The sequence below is a fragment of the Kitasatospora sp. NPDC056446 genome (assembly GCF_042796115.1).
In the GTDB taxonomy this organism is placed as follows: Bacteria; Actinomycetota; Actinomycetes; order Streptomycetales; family Streptomycetaceae; genus Kitasatospora.
The window spans coordinates 119072-139111 of the sequence record NZ_JBHTRF010000014.1 but is presented as its reverse complement, the minus strand read 5'-3'; the positions used below and the strand labels follow the sequence as shown (position 1 = coordinate 139111).

Here is a 20040-nt window from a genome sequence, read left to right as displayed (position 1 = left end):
GCGGCGGCGGCGCCGGGCGGGCAGGGTCGCTGCCGCCCGGCGCCGTGCGCCGGTGTTGCTCGGTCGCCCCGGGCCGGCAGGTCCCACCGCCTGCCGGTCCGGGGCCGTCTTACAGTCGGCGGCGCGCGGCGGCGATCCGGTCGGGATCCCAGCCGGGCCGGGGAACGGACTCCAGCAGCAGCCGGGTGTAGGCGTGCTCCGGGGAGTCCAGGACCCGCGTGGTGGGGCCTGATTCGACGATCCGTCCGTGGCGCATCACGACGACCTCGTCGGTGACGCAGCGGACGACGCCGAGGTCGTGGGTGATGAACAGGTAGCCGACGCCGGTCTGTTCGCGGATGTCGGCGAGCAGGTTGAGGACCTGCGCCTGCACCGAGACGTCCAGCGCGGCGACCGCCTCGTCCAGCACCAGGACGGCCGGCTGCACGGCCAGCGCCCGGGCGATGGCGACGCGTTGGCGCTGCCCGCCGGAGAGCTGCCGCGGCAGCGCGTCCGCCGCCCGGGTGCCGAGGCCGACCTGGTCGAGGAGTTCCCTGATCCGGGCCTCGTGGTCGGTGCCGGGGAAGTGCAGCCGCAGGGTCTCCCGCAGGACGGCCTCGACGCTGGTGCGCGGGTCCAGGGAGAGGTACGGGTCCTGGAAGACCATCTGCACCTCGCGGGCGCGGGCCAGCCGTTCGGCCCTCCCCCGCACGCGGCTCGCGCGGGCCCGGCCCCGGACGGTGACCCGCCCCTCGTCGGCCTGTTCGAGGCCGACGATGATCCGGGCGGTGGTGGTCTTGCCGGAGCCGGACTCGCCGACGATGCCGAGCGAGCCGCCGGCGGGGAGGGTGAAGGAGACGTCGTCCACCGCCCGTACGGTGCCGAAGGTCCGGCACAGCCCGGTGACCTCCAGTACGGCCTCAGGCATCGATGCGGCTCCCTTCGAGCGGGTGGTGGCAGGCGACCGGGTTCTCGCCCTGCGGTTCGGGGGTCCGCTCCCGGCACAGGTCGGTCGCGTGGCGGCACCGCGCGGCGAACGCGCAGCCGGTCAACTCCTGGCGCAGGTCCGGCGGTTGGCCGTCGATGGCGGCGAGCCGGCCGCTCTCGGAGTCCAACCTGGGGGTGGAGGCCAGCAGGGCGGCCGTGTAGGGGTGGCGGGGCCGTTCGAAGAGCGCTTCGGCGGGGCCGGTCTCGGCGATCCGCCCGGCGTACATGACGTAGACGCGGTCGCTGATGGCGGCGGCGAGCCCGAGGTCGTGGGTGACGAACAGCAGGCCGGTGCCGAAGCGTTCGCGCAGCCGGCCGAGGAGCGCGATGACCTCGGCCTGGCTGGTGACGTCGAGCGCGGTGGTGGGTTCGTCGGCGAGCAGCAGGATCGGGTCGCCCATCAGCGCGGCGGCGATCATGACGCGTTGGAGCATGCCGCCGGACAGCTGGCCGGGGTAGCGGCGCAGCAGTTCCGGGCCGAGGCCGACGGCGTCCAGGAGTTCGCCGGCGCGCCGGTCGGCCTGTGCCGCGCTCATCGCGCCGGTGAGGCGGACGCTCTCGGTGAGGAAGTCGCCGACCCGGCGCAGCGGGTTGATGGCGGCCCTGGGGTCCTGGAAGATCATGGCGGCCCGGCCGGTGCGCAGGGCGCGCAGCCGGTCGGGGCCCATGGTCAGGACGTCCTCGCCGTCGACCAGGACGCTGCCTTCGGCGGTGGAGCCGGGCGGCAGCATGCCGAGGGCGCTGCGGGAGGTGAGGCTCTTGCCGGAGCCGGACTCGCCGACCAGCGCGACGGTCTCGCCGGGGCCGACGGTGAGGTCGACGCCGTCGAGGACGGGCCGGGCGGTGCCGGGCAGGCGCAGCCGCAGGCCCCGGATGTCGAGGGCGGCGGCGCGGTCCGGTGGATTCATGCTCTGGTCCGGATTCATGGGGTCCTCCGGGCGACGCGGTCGGCCCAGCGCTCGCCGACGACGTTGAAGGCGACGACGGTGAGCACGATCAGGACGCAGGGCAGGACCGCGGAGAGCGGGTAGCCGTGCTGGATCGCGGTCTGGCCGTCGAAGACCATCCGGCCCCAGTCGGGGGTGAGCGCGGGGACGCCGAGTCCGAGGAAGGAGAGGCCGGCGAGGTCCATCAGGGCGTAGCCGAAGTTGATGGTGGACTGGGCGAGGACGATCGGGGCGATGTTGGGCAGGACGTGCCGCAGGCAGATCTGCGCGGCGGAGTGGCCCTGGACCCGGTACGCGCTGACGTAGGGCCGTTCCCGTTCGGCGAGCACCAGGGAGCGGGTCAGGCGGGAGACGTACGGCAGGTAGGCGACCGCGAGGGCGACGACGGGGGCGAGCAGGCCCTCCCCGTACACCGAGACGATCAGGATGGCGAGCAGCATGCCGGGGAAGGCGAAGACCAGTTCGGTGCTGCGGGAGAGGACGGAGTCGAGCCAGCCGCCGCGCCAGCCGGCCACCAGGCCGACCAGGACGCCGGCGACGGTGGAGAACGCGACCACGCCGAGCGGGCCGAGCAGCGAGGTGCGGGCGCCGAGCAGGAGCCGGGAGAGGGTGTCGCGGCCTGCCGCGTCGACGCCGAGCAGGTGGTCGGCCGAGGGGCCGGCCAGGGCGTTGCCGAGGTCGACGGCGTTCGGGTCGTCGGGCGCGATCCAGGGGGCGAGCAGGGCGGCGAGGACGACCAGGGCGACGATGCCGAGGCAGGCCAGGTGGAGCGGGGCCCGGGCGGCCTTGAGGCGGCCGAGGCCGGGCCGGCGGGTGAGGGCGACACTCATGCGTCGGACCTCCTCGAGCCGAGGGTGACCCGGGGATCGACCAGCGGGTGGAGCAGGTCGACGATCAGGTTCACGGTCATGAACAGGGCGACGATGAGCAGGGAGATGGCCTGGACGGTCGGGAAGTCCTTGGTGGTGGTGGACAGTTCGAGGAGCTGGCCGATGCCGCCGATGCTGAACGCGGACTCCACCAGGATCGTGCAGACCAGCAGGGTGGAGACGATCAGGCCGCCGGTGGTCAGCACGGTGCCCAGCGAGTTGCGGAACACGTGCCGGCGGATCACCTCGCGTTCGGGGACGCCGCGGCTGCGGGCGACGGAGACGTGCTCGCCCTCCAGGGCGTCCAGCATCGCCGAGCGGGTGACCCGGGCGAGCATGCCGATCAGGTACAGCGCGAGGGCGACCGCCGGCAGGGTGAGGTGCCACAGCAGGTCGGCGAAGCCGTCGCCGGTGCCGCTGGTCGGGAACCAGCCCAGCTTGACCGCGAACAGGCCCTGGAGCAGGACCGCCGCGACGAAGGAGGGGGTGCCGACGGCGAGCGTGGTGGAGAGCAGGATCGCCGAGTCCGTCGCGCCGCCGCGCACCGCGCCGACCCAGCCGAGTGCCAGGCCGATGAGGACGACCACGACCAGGGCCATGGCGACCAGGGTCAGGGTGGCGGGCAGCCGGTCGGCGAGCAGCTTGGACACGTCGGTGCGGTAGGTGATGGAGCGGCCGAAGTCGCCCTGCAGCACCTGGCCGAGCCAGCGGAAGTACCGGACGAGGAACGGGTCGTCGAGGTGGTACTGGTCGTTGATCGCCTGGAGGGCGGCCGGCGAGGCCGACCGGCCCGACAGGAGGAAACTCGCCGGGTTGCCCGGCGCCAGGTACATCGCGCCGAAGACCACGAAGGACGCGCCGAGCAGGGTGGCGGCCATCTCGGCCAGCCGCCGGGCGGCGAATCTCAGGAAGTTCACCGTGCGGCCCCCACGTCGGCCGCCCACGGGTAGTACATGTACGCGATGGTGGTGGGGGCGCCGGTGATGCGCTTGTTGAGGAAGACGGCGGTCGGCCACTCGGCGACCGGGATCCACAGCAGCTGCTCGGAGGCGGTCTGCTGGAGCTTGGCCTCGATCGCGCCGCGCTTGGCCGGGTCGTACTCGGCGGTGGCCTGGTCGACGAGGTCGTCGTAGGTCTTGTCGCTGTAGCCGGCGAAGTTCTGGTAGGCGCCGGTCTTGAAGTTGGTCAGCAGGTCGAGCGGGTCGGTGATGGAGTCGTAGTACGTCTCCGGGAACATGTCGATGCCCTCGCGCGCCTTGGCGTCGGTGAACAGCGCGGTGAAGGCGTTCGGGGCGATCGTCTTCAGCTGGATGTCCAGGCCGATCTTCGTCCCGGCGGCCTGCACGGCGGTGGCGAGCAGGGAGACGTCCTGGCCGATGGTGCTGGTGGCCATGACGAGCTTCTTGCCGCTCGCGCCGGCGTCCTTGACGAGGGCCTTGGCCTTGTCGATGTCCTGCGCCGTGGGGGTGAGGCCGTCGAAGGCCGTCTTGCGGACGTCCTCGGGGGCGCCGGCCCAGGCGGCCCTGGTGGTGAGCGAGCCGGTGACGGTGCCGGCGCCGGCGAGGCCGGTCTTGACGAAGCCGGAGCGGTCCAGGGCCAGCGACAGCGCCTGGCGCACCCGCAGGTCGCCGAGCGGGCCCTGCATGTTCGTGACGTTGACGTTGACGGTGCTCAGGCCCTCGCCGAAGTAGAGCGTGCCCGGGCCGTTCTTCTTCAGCCGGTCGTAGCTCTCGGTGGGGATCAGGTAGCCGCCGTCGACGTCGCCGGTGAGCATCGCGTTGGTGCGGGCGGACGCGTCGGTGAGGAAGCTGAAGACGACCTTCTTGGACTTGGCCTTGGTGCCCCAGTAGTCGTCGAAGCGCTGGAGCTCGATCGACTGGCCCTTGGCCCAGGTGCCGAGCTTGAAGGGGCCGGTGCAGTCGAGGCCGCCGGTGGTGCCGTAGTCCTTGCCGGCCGCCTCCACCCCGGCCTTGGCGGCGACGACGCCGGCGGCGGTCGCCATGTACTGCGGGAACTGGGAGTCGGGCTGCTTGAGCTTGACGGTGACCTGGAGCGGACCGGTCTTCGTGACGGAATCGACGTTCTGGAACACCTGGTTCCAGGCCGCCGCGTTGTCCGGGTTCATCTGCCGGCCGAGGCTGAACACCACGTCGTCGGCGGTCATCACGGTGCCGTCGTGGAAGTGGACGCCGGAGCGCAGGTCGTAGACCCAGGTGGCCGGGTCGGGGTTGGACGCCTTCTCGGCCAGGCCGGGGGCCACGGTGAGCTGGGGGGTCCAGCGCATCAGGCTCTCGCAGACGTTGGAGAGCACCGTGTTCTGCGGGTAGTCGAAGGCCTGGAGGTAGTCGAGCGTGGGCGGCTCGGCGTAGGTGGCCCAGGTGAACGAGTCCAGTTCGCCCTTGGCCTGCGGGGTGTCGGCGGAGAGCTTGACCGCCGACTGGTCGGAGCCGCCGTGCGGCGGGCCGGAGCAGGCGGCGACCAGGGCGGCGGCCGAGCACAGGGCGGTGGCGAGGAGGAGCCGGCGGCGGCCGGTGGCGCGTCTCGCGGGCGCGGTGGGAGTCATGAGGGGTTGTTCTCCGTTCGCTGGCGAGGGGTCAGGCGCGGGCGGCCGGGATCTGCTGGGTGATGCAGTGGACGCCGCCGCCGCCGTAGGCGATCACCCGGGCGCGCACGCCGACGACCTTGCGGTCCGGGTAGGCGGCGGCCAGCACGGCGAGCGCGCCCGCGTCCTCGGGGTGGTCGGCGACCGGCACGACGACGCCGCCGTTGGCGAGGTAGAAGTTCAGGTAGCCGACCTCGACCTCGCGGCCGTCGACCTCGACGAACGCGGCCTGCGACAGGTCGACGATCTCGAACGGCCGGCCGTGGGCGTCGGTGGAGTGCTCCAGGACGGTCCGGTTGGCCCGCATCCGGACGTAGTCGGGGTGCTCGGGGTCGGCCGGGAGCTGGACCACGACCTTGCCGGGGGCGACGAACGCGCAGACGCCGTCCACGTGCCCGTCGGTCTCGGTGTCCAGCGCGCCGCCGTACGGCAGCCAGACCACCTTGGTGACGCCGAGGCGCGCCTTGAGCTCGTCCTCGATCTCCTCCCGGGTCATCCCGGGGTTGCGGTTGGGGTGCAGCAGGCACTGCTCGGTGGTGATCAGCGTGCCCTCGCCGTCGACGGTGATCGCGCCGCCTTCGAGGATCATGTCGGAGCGGATCGCCGGGGTGCCGAGGTGCTCCAGCAGCAGGCCGCTGATCCGGTCGTCGGCGTCCCAGGGGTGGTGCTTGCCGCCCCAGGCGTTGAAGCGGAAGTCCACGCCGGCCCGGCGGCCCTCGCCGTCCAGGACGAAGATCGGCGCGGAGTCGCGGAACCAGGAGTCGTCGGTGGGCAGTTCCACGACCGCGACGCCCTCGCCGCACCGGGAGCGCGCCTCGTCGCCGTGGCCGGGCGGCGCGACCATGGTGACCGGCTCGAACTCCGCGATGGCGCGGGCGACGGCCGCGTACTCGGCCTTCACCTCGTCGAGGGTGTCGCCCCACAGCTCCGGGCGGACGGGCCAGGCCATCAGGCAGCCGTCGTGCTCGGTCCACTCCGCGGGCATTCGGTACGTCACGGGAAACCTCTTCTGGTCGGGTCCGGCCGGCCCGGCGCGTTCGGCGCGCGGGGCCGGTCGGGAGGGAGGGTGGTGGGAGCGGGGGTCCTCGGCGGCCCGCCTCCGTGGGGTGTCCGGACGGGCCGCCGAGGGGTTCAGAGAGCCGGCGGGACGGCCGGCTGGGACTGGGTGGCGCAGTGGATGCCGCCACCGCCGGAGGCGATGTTGTCGATGTTCAGCTGGACGACGTCGCGGCCCGGGAACTCGGCCTGGAGGATCGTGTAGGCCAGCCCGTCGGCGTACGCGTCGCCGAACTGCGGGACGAACACCGCGCCGTTGGCGACGTAGAAGTTGGTGTAGCTGGACAGGAAGTCCTTGCCGCGGCCGCGGATCCGGGCCCGGTCGGGGCCGGGGAGTTCCACGACGGTCAGCGGGAGGCCCCGGGCGTCGGTCGCGGTCCGCAGGACCTGCCTGGCCTGCTCGTAGACGTCGATCCAGACCCGGTCGGTGCCGGGGCCGGGCTGGTCGAGGATCACCCGCCCGGGCGCGGTGAAGCGGGCCAGGCAGTCGATGTGGTCGTCGGTGATGTCCTGGCCCGCCAGGCCGGCCAGCCAGATCACCTTGTCCATCCCGAGCGTGGTCCGCAGCGCCTGCTCGACCTGGTCCTGGGACATCCCGGGGTTGCGGTTGGGGTTCACCAGCGAGCTGACGGTGGCCAGCAGGGTGCCCCGGCCGTCCGTCTCCAGGGCGCCGCCCTCGCCGGTGAAGGGCGCCCGGACGCGGTCCACGCCGTACTCGGCGAGCAGGGCGGCCGCGACGGCGGCGTCCTCGGTGTAGCGCTGGTAGTACGGGGTGCCGCTCTTGCCCCAGCCGTTGAAGTTGGTGTCGACACCGGCGACGGCGCCCGGGGCGACCACGAAGGTCGGGCCGAAGTCGCGGATCCACAGGTCGTCGTTGGCGATCTCCACCACGGTGATGGCGTAGGAGGCGCCGGGGCCGCAGGAGTACCGCGCGTCGGCGGCCTGGCCCGGGCGGGCGACCAGGACGACCGGTTCGTAGCGGGATATCTCGTAGGCGGTCCGGGCGATGTCGTCGCGGACGGCCCGGAGCCGGCTGCCCCAGATCGAGGACAGGGCCGGCCAGGCCATGAAGGTGCGGTCGTGCCGGTCGCTCTCGGCGGGCATCCGCAGCCTCGCGGTGGCGCCCGTCGCGGCCGGGGTGGCGGTCGCGGCGCGGGCGGTCGCCGGGAGGGCGGCGCCGAGGGCGATCAGGGGGACGGCGGCGGCGCCGAACCGGAGCAGGCCGCGTCGTGAGGGCGCGGACCGCGGGGGTGTGGGGGTGTGCATGGCGCTCCCTGCTGAGGTGGGAGGTGGGGGGTTGCCCCGCATCCTCTACCGTACTGAAAATTCAGTCAAGCTTTTGACTCAAAGTCGGGGCAACCCCCTGAAACGATCATCAGGAACCTGTCTGACCAGTGGGGAAGCCCGGTAGAGTGGGCGACCATGTCGGACCGTCGGACGGAAATACTCAAGGCCGCGACCCGGGTGATCGCCCGGCGCGGCGTACGCGGGCTGCGCGTAGGCGAACTGGCGGCCGAAGCCGCGGTGTCCACCTCGCTGATCTACTACCACTTCACCGACCGGGCCGGGATCCTGCGCCAGACGCTGGAGTTCATCAGCGACCGCGCCGACCACTACACCGCCGACGAGGAGCCCGCGCCCCGCACCGGGGACCCGCGGGCCGACCTGGAGCGGGTGCTCCTGCGCGAACTCCAGGACAGCACCGAGGTACGCGAGAACAGCACCGCCTGGGGCGAGTTGAGAGCCAGCGCGGTCTTCGAACCGAGCCTGCGCGAGGACCTGGCCAGGACCACCCACACCTGGGTGCACGACATCGCCGAGCTGCTCGCCCGGGCCGACCCGACCGGCACCGCTCCCGCGCACGCGGCCTCCGCCGAGCGGCTCACCGCCCTCGTCGAAGGCCTCAGCGTGCGCTGGCTGAGCGGCTCGCTGCCGCTCGACCACGCGCGCCGGCTGCTCCGCGGCGCCGTCGACACCGAGCTTCCGCGCCGCCCGGCGCCGGCCGGCCCTGCCACCGGGGCCCGGACCGGCCCGTCACGGCGATCCTGACCCTACCTCTAAACTTTCGCGATGCCGTCTGCGCCGAACCGCGCCGTGGCCGCCCGGGGGGCGCCGTTCCGGCTCCCGCACCCCTCCCCGTCCGCCGAGAGAGGCCACCGCATGTCCGCCGACCGATCCCCCCACGCCCTCCAGCCGGTCTTCCAGGAGCTGACCGCGGACGACCCGCGCGAGGTCGGCGGCCACCTGCTCTACGCCCGGCTCGGCGCCGGCGGCATGGGCCGGGTCTACCTCTCGTACACCCCGGGCGGGCGCCCGGTGGCCCTCAAGGTGGTGCGGCCCGAACTGGCCGGGGACCCGGAGTTCCGGGCCCGCTTCGCCCAGGAGGTGGCCAGTGCCCGGCGCATCCACGGACTGTTCACCGCCCAGGTGGTCGACGCGGGCGTGGACGACGCCACCCCCTGGCTGGCCACCACCTACGTCCCGGGCCCCTCGCTCCAGCAGGTGGTGCAGCGCTTCGGCCCCCTCCCGGAACGGACCGTCCTGCTGCTGATGGCCGGCATCGCCGAGGCGCTGCAGGCGATCCACGCCTCCGGGGTGGTCCACCGCGACCTCAAGCCGGGCAATGTGCTGATCGCCCCCGACGGCCCCCGGGTGATCGACTTCGGGATCGCCCGGGCCGCCGACGCCGCCGCCCTGACCGGCACCGGACTGCGCATCGGCTCCCCCGCCTACATGGCCCCCGAGCAGGCCGTGGGCCGGCCCGCGACCCCGGCCACCGACGTGTACGCCCTCGGCGCCCTCGCCGTCCACGTCGCGGGCGGCGCCCCGCCCTTCGGGGACGGGCCGGACCCGGCCGCGCTGTACCGGACCGTGCACGAGGAGCCCGACCTCGGCCGGGTCCCGGAGAGCCTGCGCGAGCTGCTCCTGGGCTGCCTCGCCAAGCAGCCCGAGCACCGGCCGACCACCGCCGAGCTGATCGCCGCCGCCCGGAACCACCCCGCGGTGGGCGGCCACCTCCGCTTCGGCGAGGACTGGCTCCCGCACCCGCTGACCAGCCAGATCACCCGGCACGCCGAGCTGCCGCAGGTGCCCGCCGAGGCCGCCGGCCCCGGCTGGGACTCGGCCCGCACGGTCCTCGCCGCGACCCCGGCGCCGACGCCGACGCCGACGCCGACGATGGTCGCCGCATCCCCTCCGACCGCCCTGCCCGCCGCGCCCCGTCCCGCCGGACCGGGCCCCGCCGGGGACGGCCCGGCAACGCGCGGGGGCACCCGGGGCAGGGGCCGCCGGGGCCGCAGCCTCGGGCGGACCGCGCTGACCGCCGCCGTCGCCCTGACCGTCGGCGCCGCGGCCGCCGTCTTCCTGCTCGACGACCCCGACCCGGTGGAGGCCGCGCCCGCCGAGCCGGCGCCGGTGTCCGGCTCCCCCGCGCCCGGCGCCCCGGGCCCGGGCGCGTCCACGGCCCCGCCCGTGCCCACGGCCGCCCGCTCCACGCCCCCCTCGCCGACCGCCCCGGCGCCGTCGGCACCCGCCGCGGACTTCGCCCCCGTCTACCGCGCGGTGGAGCTGACCTCGGCGGACTCCGGCTACGAGTTCGACCTGGCCACCGGCACCGTCGTCCCGATCGACAACGCGACCTGGTACGTCGGCCGGGGCGACGGCGAGTTCCTGGTCCCGGAGACCGCCGACTCCTATGTCGGCCGGGACGCCGGGCTGGGCGTCGCCGAGTGCCTCAAGGGCCTGGCCGGCCGCCCGACCGGGCGGATCCCGTTCGCCAGCGTCGGGCCGCGCGGCGCCTTCTGCGTCCGGTCCGCGGACGGCCGGGACCTCGCCGTCGTCCGGGTGCTGGCGACCTCGGGCCAGGACGGACCGGTCAGGGTCTCGCTGGACCGCTACCGCCGCAACGGCTGAGAGCCGCCGCTCCGCCGCCGGGGGGCGGGGAACGGCGGCTCCCGGCGCGCCCGGCCGGTCAGCGGCCCGCCGGCCCCGCCGGCCCGTCCGGCCTCACGGGCCCGTCCGGCCTCACGGGCTCGGGCTGCCTCACCGGTTCGGGCTGCCTCACCGGTTCGGGCTGCTTCGGCGGTTCGGCCGGCCCGTCCGCGTGGGCGGTGGCGCCGACGGCCTGTCCCTCCTCCCGCAGGGCCGCCGTCTCGCTCTTCAGGATGCGCATCGACTTCCCCAGTCCGCGCGCCATCTCGGGCAGCTTCTTGGAGCCGAACAGCAGCACCAGGACGGCCACCATGACCAGGACGTGCCAGGGCTCCAGACCATTGCGCAGCATCGTCGCCTCACCCGGCCTTTCATCGTCGTGACCGGGCCGCACGGTCGGCGGCCGGGTCGCCTCGGGGTGGTTTGGGTGACTTCACCCTAAAGCTTGACTGATTTTTCAGTCAATGCGAGAGTGCAGTTCCGGCGATGCCGGACGACCTCCGTCCTCCGCCGACCACCCGCGCCCCGCGGGCCGCCGCCCGGAGCCGCGACCCCGTGCCTGGGCCGATCCACCCTCAGCCCCACCGGAGAACACCGTGTCCCAGTCCTCCCCCGCCCGCCGCACGGTGCTGCGCTCCCTCGTCGGCGCCGGTGCGATCGCCCTCGGCGCGAGCGCCTGCGCCGCCGGTGACGACGATCCGGCGGGCCCGGCGAGCCCGTCCTCCGCCGCCTCCGGCCGGCCGACCGGCCCCGCGTCGGCCGACCCGGCGGCCCCCTCCCCCGCCCCGGCCCCCGCCCGCGGCCGGCGGTTCGGCGGCGAGTGGGACAAGCACGAGCGGACGTTCATGGCCTGGCCCGCCTCCGAGCACGTCTGGGCCGACCAGCTCGCGCCGGTCCGCAAGGACATCGCCTCGGTGGCCCGGGCCATCGGCGCGCGCGAACCGGTGGTCCTGCTCGTCAGGCCCGGCCAGGAGTCCTCCGCCCGCAACGCCTGCGGCTCCGACGTCGAGCTGCTCTCCGTCCCGGTGGACGACCTGTGGGCCCGCGACACCGTGCCGGTCTTCGTCGAGGAGGACGGCAAGGTCAAGGGCGTCGACTTCAACTTCAGCGGCTGGGGCGGCAAGCAGGAGCACACCAACGACGCCCGGATCGCCCGGTCGGTCCTGGAGAAGTACGGCGTCGAACGGCTGGAGACCCCGATCACCGCCGAGGGCGGTTCCTTCGAGACCGACGGCCAGGGCACCCTGATGGTGACCGAGAGCTCCGTCGTCAACGACAACCGCAACCCCGGCCGCGGCCGCGACCAGGTCGAGGCCGAACTCAAGCAGGCCCTGGGCGTCACCAAGGTGATCTGGCTGGCGGGCGTCAAGGGCAAGGACATCACCGACGCCCACGTCGACTGCCTCGCCCGCTTCGCCGCCCCCGGCGTGGTCTTCCTGGACCGGGCCTTCCCCGGCACCCCGGCCGACGTCTGGTCCCGCTCGGCCGACCAGGCCCGCGCCGTCCTCGCCGAAGCCACCGATGCCACCGGCAAGAAGCTCAAGGTCGTCGAGATCAGCCAGCCCGACCCGGACCGGATCACCGGCCGCGGCGACGCCTTCGTCTCCTCCTACATGAACTTCTACATCGGCAACAATGGCGTCTACCTGCCGAAGTTCGGCGACGCCAGGGCCGACGAGCACGCCCAGGAGATCTTCCGCGACCACTTCCCGGGCCGCGAGATCGTCCCGCTGCCGATCGACACCATCGCCTCCGGCGGCGGCGGCATCCACTGCTCCACCCACGACCAGCCCGCCGGCTGACCCCGGCGTCCAGCGTCCCGGCGTCCCGGCACCTGGCACCCGGCAGGGCCGCCGGCCCGGGTCGCGACCGACGGGCGGCAGGCGAGGCAGCCGCCGATACTGGGCCGTACGCCCCCACGTCCGCGACCTCCGGGAGGAACCATGGACTACGGTCTCGGCGTACGGCTCGACCGGCCGTTCGGGCAGGCGGTGGAGGCCGTCACCGCCGCACTCAAGGAACAGGGCTTCGGCGTCCTGACCACCATCGACGTCCGGGCGACGCTACGCGAGAAGATCGGCGCGGAGATCGAGGACTACCTGATCCTCGGCGCCTGCAACCCCGCGCTCGCCCACCGCGCCCTCCTCGCCGACCGCCGCATCGGGCTGCTGCTGCCCTGCAACGTGGTGGTCCGCGCGGACGGCGACGCCACCGTGGTGGAGGCCGTCGACCCGCAGACGATGGTCGCGCTGGCCGGCCCCGACGGCGGCCTGGACGAGGTCGCGGACGAGGCGGCCCGTCGGCTGACCGCCGCGCTCGCCGCCCTCGCCACCCTCGGATGAGGCGGCGGCCGTGACCGGACCCGTGGTCGTCGGCTTCGACGGCTCGCCCGAGAGCGTCGCCGCCACCGCCTGGGCCGCCCGCGAGGCCCGACGCCGCGACTGCCCGCTGGAACTCCTCCAGGCCTGGCCCCGGCCGGAGCGCACCGCGGCCGACGGCGACCACGCGCGGCAGCAGTCCCTGGAGCGGCTCTCCGCCCGGGCGGCCGAGCTGCGCTCGACCGTCGAGGTGACGGTCGCCTCCTCGCAGGTCCCCGGCGCCCCGGCCGAGGCACTGGAGGCCGCCGCCCGAACCGCCGCCCTGCTGGTGCTCGGCTCCCGCGGCCTGGGCGCCGTCCGCGGCTTCCTGGTCGGCTCGGTGAGCCAGGAGGTACTGCGCCGCGCCGCCTGCCCGGTGGTGCTGGTCCGGGCCGGCGAGGACCGACCGGACGGCCCCGTCCTGGTGGGCGTCGACCTCGCCCACCCCATGGACGACGTGCTGGCCTTCGCCTTCGACGCCGCCGCCCGGCGCTCGGCCCCGCTGCGGGTCGTCCACGTCTGGTCGCCGCCGGTCGGCAGCGAGTACATGGCGTTCGAGGCCATCGGCAGCCTGTCGGGCGAACTCTCCGCCGCCGAACGGACCGGCTTCACCGAACTCCTCGAACCCTGGCGGGCCCGCTGCCCCGGGGTGGCCGTGACGGCCGACCTGGTCCGCGGCGCCCCCGCCGTCGCCCTGGTGGACGCCGCGGCGGACGCCCGCCTGCTGGTCGTCGGCCGCCGGGCCCGCCGCACCCTGCTCGGCACCCACCTCGGCCCGGTCGCCCACGCGGCGATCCACCACGTCCGCACCCCGGTCGCCCTGGTCCCGCACGCCTGACCGCCATCACCCGGACAGCCGTACGGCGGAGCGCGGCCGAAAGCGCCCGAAAGCAACCGGGAGCGCCCGGGCGAGCGCGGTGCCGAGAAGTCGCCGAGAAGTCGCCGACACACTGAACCTGAACCGTTTCCGGTCCGTGAGTACTTGTGGCGAATATCTTTTCTCCTGCGCGGTGACCGCCGCGCAGGGGAGGAATCCGCGCAGGTCGGAACGACGGGGGGTTGTGCGCCGCTCGGGGATTCGGTTCAAGGGGGGACTGTCGTTCATGATCCAACCCATTCGCTTCTGCCTGCTCGGACCCATGGTGGCCCACCGGGAGGAGGAGGCCCTGGTCGTCGGTTCGCCGCTCCAACAGGCCATGCTGGCAGCCCTGTTGCTGCGCGACGGCCGGGCCGCCAGTGCGGGCGAGCTGATCGAGGCGGTGTGGGGGCCGACCGCGCCCGCCAGCGCCTCGGCCATGCTGCGCACCTACGCCTGGCGCTGGCGCAAGGCCCTCGAACGGGACCGCAGCGCACCGGCGATCCTCACCTCGGTGGGCGACGGCTACCGGACCGTGCTGCCCGCCGAGAACGTGGACGCCGTCCGGGTCGAGGCGCTGGCCGCCGCCGCGCTCACCGCGACCAGGGCCGGCGAGGACCACGCGCGGGCCCGGCACCTGCTCGACGAGGCGCTCGACCTCTGGTACGGCGAACCGCTGGCCGGCATCCCCGGCCCCCTGGCGGAGCAGCACCGCGCCCGCCTGGAGGACCTGCGGATCAGCCTGCTGGAAGAGAAGTGCGGCCTGGACCTGGAGTTGGGCGACCAGGCCCGCGCCGTCCCGGTGCTGCGCGAGCTGAACGCCGACCACCCGCTGCGCGAACGCCCGTACGTGCTGCTGATGCGCGGGCTGTACCAGAGCGGCCGGCAGGCCGACGCGCTCAGCGTGTTCGAACGGGTCCGCCGGCTGCTCGCCGCCGAACTGGGCATCGACCCGGGGCCGGAGCTGCGGGCCGTGCACCAGCGCATCCTGCGCAACGACCCCTCGCTGCTCCCGGCCGCCGCACCCGAGCCGGAACCGGCGGCGGCCGGCCGCGCACCCGTCCGCAATGTCCCGGTTCCGGCGCAACTGCCCGCCGACATCGCCGACTTCACCGGCCGTGAGGAGGAGCTGACGGCCCTGCGGACGGCGCTCGGCAAGGCCGTTCAGGAGACCGCCGACCACACCGTCCTGCCGGTCGCGGCCGTCTCCGGCATGGGCGGCGTCGGCAAGACCACCGTCGCCCTGCGCGTCGCGCACCGGCTGCGCGGCGGGTTCCCGGACGGCCAGCTCTACGCCGACCTGCGCGGCGACCAGCCGAAACCGGCCCAGCCCGGCGTCGTCCTCGTCAGCTTCCTCACCGCCCTCGGCGTCGCCCCCAACGCGGTGCCGGAGACCCCGGAGGACCGCTCCCTGCTGTTCCGCTCGCTGCTCGACGGGCGGCGCGTACTGATCCTGCTGGACAACGCCCGGGACGCCGCCCAGGTCCGCCCGCTGCTGCCCGGCTCCGCGCGCTGCGCCGTCCTGGTGACCAGCCGGACCCGGCTGTTCGGGCTGGCCACCGCGGCCCAGGTCGACCTGGACGTGTTCAGCGTGGACGAGGCGACCGACATGCTGGCGCAGGCCGCCGGTGACGACCGGGTCTGCGCCGACCCGGCCGCGGCCGGCGAGCTGATCCGCTACTGCGGGCGGCTCCCGCTGGCCATCCGGATCGTGGCGTCCCGGCTCGCCTCCCGCCCGTCCTGGACGGTGGCCCGGCTGGCCGACCGACTGGCCGCCGAGCAGCACCGGATGGCCGAACTCCGGCTCGGCGACCTCGCGGTGGCCAGCGCCTTCGAGTGGGGCTACCGGCAGCTGACGCCCGAGCAGGCCACGGCGTTCCGGGTGGTCGCCGCGGTGAGCAGGCCGGACATCGGGGTCCCGGTCGCGGCCGCCGTGCTGGGCGTGGACCAGCGCACGGCCGAGGACCTGCTGGAGTCGCTGGTCGACGCCGGCATGGTCGCCGAGACCCACGCCGGGCGCTACCGCTACCACGAGCTGCTGCGCGTGTTCGCCTCCCACCTCGCCGGGCCCGGCGACGCGGTGGAGGCCCGGGCGGCGCTCGGCAGACAGCTGGACTTCCTGCTCGCCACCGCGACCGCCGCCTTCCAGCAGGTGGTGCCCGGCGACCCGATCGGCTCGGCGCTGCGCACCCCGGAGCTGCCCGGGCTGCGCTTCGACACCCCGCGCGCCGCCGCCCGCTGGGTGGGCGAGGAGTTCGACACGGCGATCGCCGCGATGCAGGCCGCGACGGCCGCCACCGGCTCCGCGCTGGACCTGCGGACCGCCGCCGACCTGCTGATCGCGCTCTGCCCGTTCGACGCGGACCCGCGCTACGAACGGCTGGCGGTGGCCGCGGCGGCCGTCTCCGAGGCGGCCGTCGAGCGGGCCGACCGGCACTCGCTGGGCCGGGCCGAGTTCATCCGGGGGAACCTGGCCGTGCAGGCGACCCGGCTGGGCGAGGCCGCGGAGCACTGCCGCCGGGCCGCCGAGGCCTGCCGCGAGGTCGGCGACCGGGTGATCCTCCAGCAGGTGCTCAACGACCTCGGCCTCCTCGCCCAGTTCCAGCACCGCTTCGACGAGGCGGTGCGGCTGTGCGAGGAGGCCCACGAACTCGCGGTGGCGCTGGGCCACCACACCGGACGGACCGTCACCCTGCTGAACGCGGCGATGGCCCGGGTGCGCGGCGGCTCGCCCGCCGAGGGCGCCCGGACCTGCCGGGAGCTGCTGCCCGCCCTGCGCGCCGAGGGCGACCAGGCCGGGGTGTCGTACGCGCTGTTCGTGCTGGGCCTGGCCGCGCACGAGTCGGAGTCCTACCAGGAGGCGGCGGCCACCTTCCGGGAGTGCCTGGAACTCTGCCGCACCGGGGGCTTCGCCCTGCGCGAGGCGCAGGCGCGCTACCGGCTGGCGGACACCCTGCGCCGGCTCGGCCGGGGCGCCGAGGCGGTGACGGCGGCCCGGCAGGCGACGGCCGAGTGCGAGGCGCTGAGCGCCGACCGGGACCAGGGGCACGCCCTGGTGGTCCTGGCCCGGGCCCTGGCCGACCGCGGCCGGGTGTCGGAGGCGCGGGAGCACCTGCTCCGGGCGCAGGCCCTGTTCGACCGGCTCGCGCTGCCCGAGAGCGGGCTGGTACGCGACCTGCTGGCCGACCGGGACACCGCGGTGTCGGCGGCCGGCTAGCGGCGGGCGCCGGGCTCACCGTCCGGACAGGCTCACCGTCCGGGCGGGCCCACCGTCCGGGCGGGCCCACGACCCCGGCGTCGGGCCCACGGCCCCGGCGGCGGGCTCACCGCGCCTGCGGCCGGGTCAGTACTTGGCCTTCGGCGGCTCCACCGAGGAGGTGTTGTTCCAGACGTCCCCCGGGGTGCCCGGGGTGGCGGTGGGCGACGGGGTGCCGGTGCCGGGCTGGGCGGCGTCGGCGACGGAGAACGTCGACCCGGCGGGGGCGGCCGACCCGGTGTCCGACACCACCACGACGGCCGTGGCCGCGCCGAGCACGGTCAGTGCGGCGGCGCTCAGGCGGACGGCGATACGGGTGCGGACGCTCATCATGGTCAACCTCCTGGGTCGATGTGCTCGGTGTGCTGCGGTGTGATGAGCGTCGCAGTCCCCGATATCCGCCCGATAACCGGCGCACGCCGGGGTGCGTATAGCGGCACTCGAGGGCGCCCCCGCCGGGGCTTGAGCGCCGCTGCACCCGCACGGCCGGTCCCGGCCCGGTCCCGGCCGCCCCCGGACACGCTCAGCCGGCCGGGCGGAACTCCACCGGAAGGCTGCGCAGGAAGCGGAAGTTGATGCTGTCGAGCCAGTCCACCTCCGGGTTCACCAGCCGCAGGTCCCCGGTGCGGCGCAGCAGGGTGGAGATCGCGATGTCGATCTCCGCGAGCGAGAGCGCCGCGCCCAGGCAGTAGTGGATGCCGTGGCCGAAGGAGAGCTGGTCGTTGGCCCGGCGGCCGACGTCCAGGGTGTCCGGCTCCTCGTAGCGCAGCGGGTCGCGGTTGCCGGCGCCGAGGACCAGGATGACCGCCTGGTCGGCCTCGATCCGCTGCCCGCCGAGTTCGATGGGCTCGGTGGCGATCCGGGTGGTGAACTGCACCGAGCTGTCGTAGCGGAGGAACTCGTGCGCGGCGTTGGCGGACAGCTCCGGTTCGCGGCGCAGCCGTTCGGCCTGGTCGGGGTGGCGGATCAGGGCGAGCACGGCGTTGGCGATCAGGTGGGTGGTGGTGGCCTGGCCGGCGTCGATGAGGAGCAGGAAGTTGGCGTACACCTCGTCGTCGGTGAAGTCCTCCTTGGCGACCTGGCCGGCGATCATCTCGCTGAACCGGTCGGTGGCCAGCCCGGCGCGGCGCGATTCGGCGACCAGGTCGAAGGCGGTGCGCAGGCCCTCCAGCCGGCCGAACTCGCGGGTGGACTGGCTGAACAGTTCGTGCAGCAGGCTCTGCCAGTCCTCCAGCAGGTGCGCCGCGTCGTCCGGGACGCCGGCCAGCGAGGCGATCATGCCGCGGGCCAGCGGCTCGGAGTAGTCGGCGACGACGTCGAACCGGCCGCGTTCCAGGGCCCGGTCGAGCAGCGAGTCGGCGAGGTCCTGGATGACCGGCCGCATCGAGCGGATGAAGCGCGGGGTGAGCCCGGGCTTGATCAGTCCGCGCAGCCGGGTGTGCCGGGGCGGTTCGTTGAACAGCATCATGTCCGAGAGGGTGTGCGCCAGCGGCGCCATCTCGGCCTGGGCGGCGGGCGGCAGCGAGGCGTGGAAGTCGCCCACGCGCGCCCCGGACAGCCGCTCGTCGCGGCCCAGTTTGGAGATGTCGGCGTGGTCGAGGACGACCCAGGCGCGCATCATGTCGTCCCAGTAGACCGGGCCGCGCTCGCGGAGGATCCGGTAGAGGCCGTACGGGTCCTGGGTCCATTCGGGACGGAAGCCGTCCATCAGCGTGGGTGCTTGCGCGGTCTTCGTGGTCTTCATGGTGTCCTGGTCTCCGGTCGGCGGGGACGGGCGGTCCGGTGGGGCGGCTGCTCGGCGGTACGGAAGCGGGGCGGTGCGGTGGTCGGGACGGGCGGGGCGGGCCCGCGGGCGGTCGGCCGGTTTCGGCGGTCCTGGCGCGCGGGCCCGCGCCCGGTCAGCTCGCGGTCGCGGTCCGGGCCGCCGGCTGCTCGGTCACGCCGTGGTGCAGGTCGACCAGGGCCCGGTGCAGGGAGCGGGTGACCGGGCCGGGCGTGCCGTCGCCGATGACCCACTCCCGGCCGGTGTCCTGGATCGACTTGACCGGGGTGACGACCGCGGCCGTGCCGCAGGCGAACACCTCGGTGATGACGCCCTGTTCGCACTCGCTCTTCCACTGGGCGAGCGACACCCGCTCCTCGCTCGCGGTGTAGCCGAGCCCCTCGGCGAGCGCCAGGATCGTGTCCCGGGTGACGCCCGGCAGCAGGGTGCCGGTGAGCTGCGGGGTGACGACCCGGGCGCCGGGGCCCTCGCCGCGGACGAAGAAGATGTTCATGCCGCCCATCTCCTCGATCCACTTGCGCTCGGTCGCGTCCAGCCAGAGCACCTGCGGGCAGCCGGCCTCCTGGGCCTGGCGCTGGGCGGCGAAGGAGCCGGCGTAGTTGCCGGCCACCTTGACGTTGCCGGTGCCGCCGGGGAACGCCCGGACGTAGTCGTGGCTGACCCAGGCCGAGACCGACTCGACGTCGTCGCCGAAGAACCCGGCCGCGACGAAGGCCATCAGCAGGAAGCGGTAGCCGTTGGAGGGCCGCAGCATCAGGGTGACGTCGGTGGCGAACATGATCGGGCGCAGGTAGACGCAGTGCGTCGGGTCGTCGGAGAGCATGCCGCCGTCGCGCTCGATCAGCTGCTCGATGGCGCCGGTGAAGATCTCCTCCGGCAGCTCGGGCATCGCCAGCCGGCGGGCGGAGCGCTGGAAGCGGCGGGCGTGGTCCTCGGGGCGGAAGGCGGCGACGGTGCCGTCGACCCGGCGGTGGGCCTTGAGGCCCTCGAAGATGACCTGGCCGTAGTGCAGGCCGAGGGTGGCGGGGTGCAGGGACAGGTTGTCGAGGCGCTTCAGTTCGGCGCCGTGCCAGCCCAGTTCGGGCGACCAGTCGATGCTGAAGAGGTGCTCGGTGAAGGCCTCGCCGTAGCCGGGGTCGGCGATGACGCGGGCGGGGTCGACCGCGATGGGCTTGCGCTGGGCGGCGGCGGTGGTCATGGGAGCTCCTTCGGTGGGTGTGCCGGACGGGTGGTCCGGGTGGTGGTGGTGCCGGGCGGGTGTGCCCGGCGGTACTGCCGGTTCGGCGCCGGTACGACGCCGGGGCGGGTGGTGGCGGGGGGGCCCGGGGGGGCCCGCCCCCCCCCCCCGCGCGCGCAGACCACCCGGGGGTATAAAAAATTGTTGGGGGGGGGGTTGAATCCCACCCCCCGCAGCAACA

17 protein-coding genes are annotated in these 20040 nt (G+C 74.5%); 6 read left to right on the top strand and 11 right to left on the bottom strand.

Going from position 1 to position 20040, the window contains the following annotated elements:
• Positions 1-109 precede the first annotated feature (109 nt).
• From ACFQ6N_RS11835 to ACFQ6N_RS11805, 7 genes are all read right to left on the bottom strand, one after another.
• On the bottom strand, positions 110-907 hold the full coding sequence (locus ACFQ6N_RS11835; protein WP_380648639.1) for an ABC transporter ATP-binding protein: 798 nt from the start codon (positions 905-907) through the stop codon (positions 110-112).
• Positions 900-1892, bottom strand: a complete 993-nt coding sequence (locus tag ACFQ6N_RS11830) for an ABC transporter ATP-binding protein (RefSeq protein ID WP_380648638.1) — start codon at positions 1890-1892, stop codon at positions 900-902. The genes ACFQ6N_RS11835 and ACFQ6N_RS11830 overlap by 8 nt, the downstream gene beginning before the upstream one ends.
• On the bottom strand, positions 1889-2743 hold the full coding sequence (locus tag ACFQ6N_RS11825; RefSeq protein WP_380648637.1) for an ABC transporter permease: 855 nt from the start codon (positions 2741-2743) through the stop codon (positions 1889-1891). The genes ACFQ6N_RS11830 and ACFQ6N_RS11825 overlap by 4 nt, the downstream gene beginning before the upstream one ends.
• Complete coding sequence (locus ACFQ6N_RS11820; protein WP_380648636.1) at positions 2740-3699, bottom strand: ABC transporter permease; 960 nt, start codon at positions 3697-3699, stop codon at positions 2740-2742. Before ACFQ6N_RS11820 ends, ACFQ6N_RS11825 begins: the two co-directional genes overlap by 4 nt.
• Positions 3696-5345, bottom strand: coding sequence for an ABC transporter substrate-binding protein (locus tag ACFQ6N_RS11815; protein WP_380648635.1), 1650 nt, complete (start codon positions 5343-5345; stop codon positions 3696-3698). Before ACFQ6N_RS11815 ends, ACFQ6N_RS11820 begins: the two co-directional genes overlap by 4 nt.
• A 31-nt stretch (positions 5346-5376) precedes the next feature.
• Positions 5377-6381, bottom strand: a complete 1005-nt coding sequence (locus ACFQ6N_RS11810) for an agmatine/peptidylarginine deiminase (protein ID WP_380648634.1) — start codon at positions 6379-6381, stop codon at positions 5377-5379.
• A 134-nt stretch (positions 6382-6515) separates the two neighbouring features.
• Entirely contained in the window at positions 6516-7706 is a 1191-nt protein-coding gene (locus ACFQ6N_RS11805) for an agmatine deiminase family protein (protein ID WP_380648633.1), read from the bottom strand.
• Positions 7707-7862: 156 nt separating this feature from the next.
• Here ACFQ6N_RS11805 and ACFQ6N_RS11800 point away from each other — a divergent pair, with 156 nt between their 5' ends.
• On the top strand, positions 7863-8489 hold the full coding sequence (locus ACFQ6N_RS11800; RefSeq protein ID WP_380648632.1) for a TetR/AcrR family transcriptional regulator: 627 nt from the start codon (positions 7863-7865) through the stop codon (positions 8487-8489).
• Positions 8490-8600: 111 nt separating this feature from the next.
• Complete coding sequence (locus tag ACFQ6N_RS11795; RefSeq protein WP_380648630.1) at positions 8601-10352, top strand: serine/threonine-protein kinase; 1752 nt, start codon at positions 8601-8603, stop codon at positions 10350-10352.
• A 58-nt stretch (positions 10353-10410) separates the two neighbouring features.
• On the opposite strand, the gene tatA is transcribed toward ACFQ6N_RS11795, so the two are convergent.
• Complete coding sequence (gene tatA, locus ACFQ6N_RS11790) at positions 10411-10722, bottom strand: Sec-independent protein translocase subunit TatA (protein WP_380648629.1); 312 nt, start codon at positions 10720-10722, stop codon at positions 10411-10413.
• Positions 10723-10966: 244 nt separating this feature from the next.
• Between tatA and ACFQ6N_RS11785 the strand changes: the two genes are divergently transcribed.
• The 4 genes from ACFQ6N_RS11785 to ACFQ6N_RS11770 all read left to right on the top strand — a co-directional run bounded on the left by ACFQ6N_RS11785 (position 10967) and on the right by ACFQ6N_RS11770 (position 16800).
• Positions 10967-12172: an agmatine/peptidylarginine deiminase gene (locus tag ACFQ6N_RS11785; protein ID WP_380648628.1), complete on the top strand. Its 1206-nt coding sequence runs from the start codon at positions 10967-10969 to the stop codon at positions 12170-12172.
• A 141-nt stretch (positions 12173-12313) separates the two neighbouring features.
• Entirely contained in the window at positions 12314-12712 is a 399-nt protein-coding gene (locus tag ACFQ6N_RS11780) for a DUF302 domain-containing protein (protein ID WP_380648627.1), read from the top strand.
• Positions 12713-12722: 10 nt separating this feature from the next.
• Entirely contained in the window at positions 12723-13565 is an 843-nt protein-coding gene (locus ACFQ6N_RS11775; protein WP_380648625.1) for a universal stress protein, read from the top strand.
• Between the two features lie 265 nt (positions 13566-13830).
• Entirely contained in the window at positions 13831-16800 is a 2970-nt protein-coding gene (locus tag ACFQ6N_RS11770; RefSeq protein WP_380648624.1) for a BTAD domain-containing putative transcriptional regulator, read from the top strand.
• A gap of 126 nt (positions 16801-16926) precedes the next feature.
• Here ACFQ6N_RS11770 and ACFQ6N_RS11765 read toward each other — a convergent pair whose 3' ends face one another.
• The 3 genes from ACFQ6N_RS11765 to ACFQ6N_RS11755 form a co-directional block, all read right to left on the bottom strand.
• Positions 16927-17172 (bottom strand): hypothetical protein, encoded by a 246-nt coding sequence (locus tag ACFQ6N_RS11765; protein WP_380648623.1) that lies wholly within the window; start codon positions 17170-17172, stop codon positions 16927-16929.
• Positions 17173-17362: 190 nt separating this feature from the next.
• On the bottom strand, positions 17363-18583 hold the full coding sequence (locus tag ACFQ6N_RS11760) for a cytochrome P450 (RefSeq protein WP_380648622.1): 1221 nt from the start codon (positions 18581-18583) through the stop codon (positions 17363-17365).
• Positions 18584-18737: 154 nt separating this feature from the next.
• Complete coding sequence (locus ACFQ6N_RS11755; RefSeq protein WP_380648621.1) at positions 18738-19820, bottom strand: branched-chain amino acid aminotransferase; 1083 nt, start codon at positions 19818-19820, stop codon at positions 18738-18740.
• Between the last annotated feature and the right edge of the window lie 220 nt (positions 19821-20040).

Excerpts from the sequence above, each read along its gene's own strand:
- ACFQ6N_RS11835 (WP_380648639.1), bottom strand. The coding sequence starts at position 907 with ATGCCTGAGGCCGTACTGGAGGTCACCGGGCTGTGCCGGACCTTCGGC.
- ACFQ6N_RS11830 (WP_380648638.1), bottom strand. The coding sequence starts at position 1,892 with ATGAATCCGGACCAGAGCATGAATCCACCGGACCGCGCCGCCGCCCTC.
- ACFQ6N_RS11825 (WP_380648637.1), bottom strand. The coding sequence starts at position 2,743 with ATGAGTGTCGCCCTCACCCGCCGGCCCGGCCTCGGCCGCCTCAAGGCC.
- ACFQ6N_RS11815 (WP_380648635.1), bottom strand. The coding sequence starts at position 5,345 with ATGACTCCCACCGCGCCCGCGAGACGCGCCACCGGCCGCCGCCGGCTC.
- ACFQ6N_RS11805 (WP_380648633.1), bottom strand. The coding sequence starts at position 7,706 with ATGCACACCCCCACACCCCCGCGGTCCGCGCCCTCACGACGCGGCCTG.
- ACFQ6N_RS11800 (WP_380648632.1), top strand. The coding sequence starts at position 7,863 with ATGTCGGACCGTCGGACGGAAATACTCAAGGCCGCGACCCGGGTGATC.
- ACFQ6N_RS11795 (WP_380648630.1), top strand. The coding sequence starts at position 8,601 with ATGTCCGCCGACCGATCCCCCCACGCCCTCCAGCCGGTCTTCCAGGAG.
- tatA (WP_380648629.1), bottom strand. The coding sequence starts at position 10,722 with ATGCTGCGCAATGGTCTGGAGCCCTGGCACGTCCTGGTCATGGTGGCC.
- ACFQ6N_RS11780 (WP_380648627.1), top strand. The coding sequence starts at position 12,314 with ATGGACTACGGTCTCGGCGTACGGCTCGACCGGCCGTTCGGGCAGGCG.
- ACFQ6N_RS11770 (WP_380648624.1), top strand. The coding sequence starts at position 13,831 with ATGATCCAACCCATTCGCTTCTGCCTGCTCGGACCCATGGTGGCCCAC.
- ACFQ6N_RS11765 (WP_380648623.1), bottom strand. The coding sequence starts at position 17,172 with ATGATGAGCGTCCGCACCCGTATCGCCGTCCGCCTGAGCGCCGCCGCA.
- ACFQ6N_RS11760 (WP_380648622.1), bottom strand. The coding sequence starts at position 18,583 with ATGAAGACCACGAAGACCGCGCAAGCACCCACGCTGATGGACGGCTTC.
- ACFQ6N_RS11755 (WP_380648621.1), bottom strand. The coding sequence starts at position 19,820 with ATGACCACCGCCGCCGCCCAGCGCAAGCCCATCGCGGTCGACCCCGCC.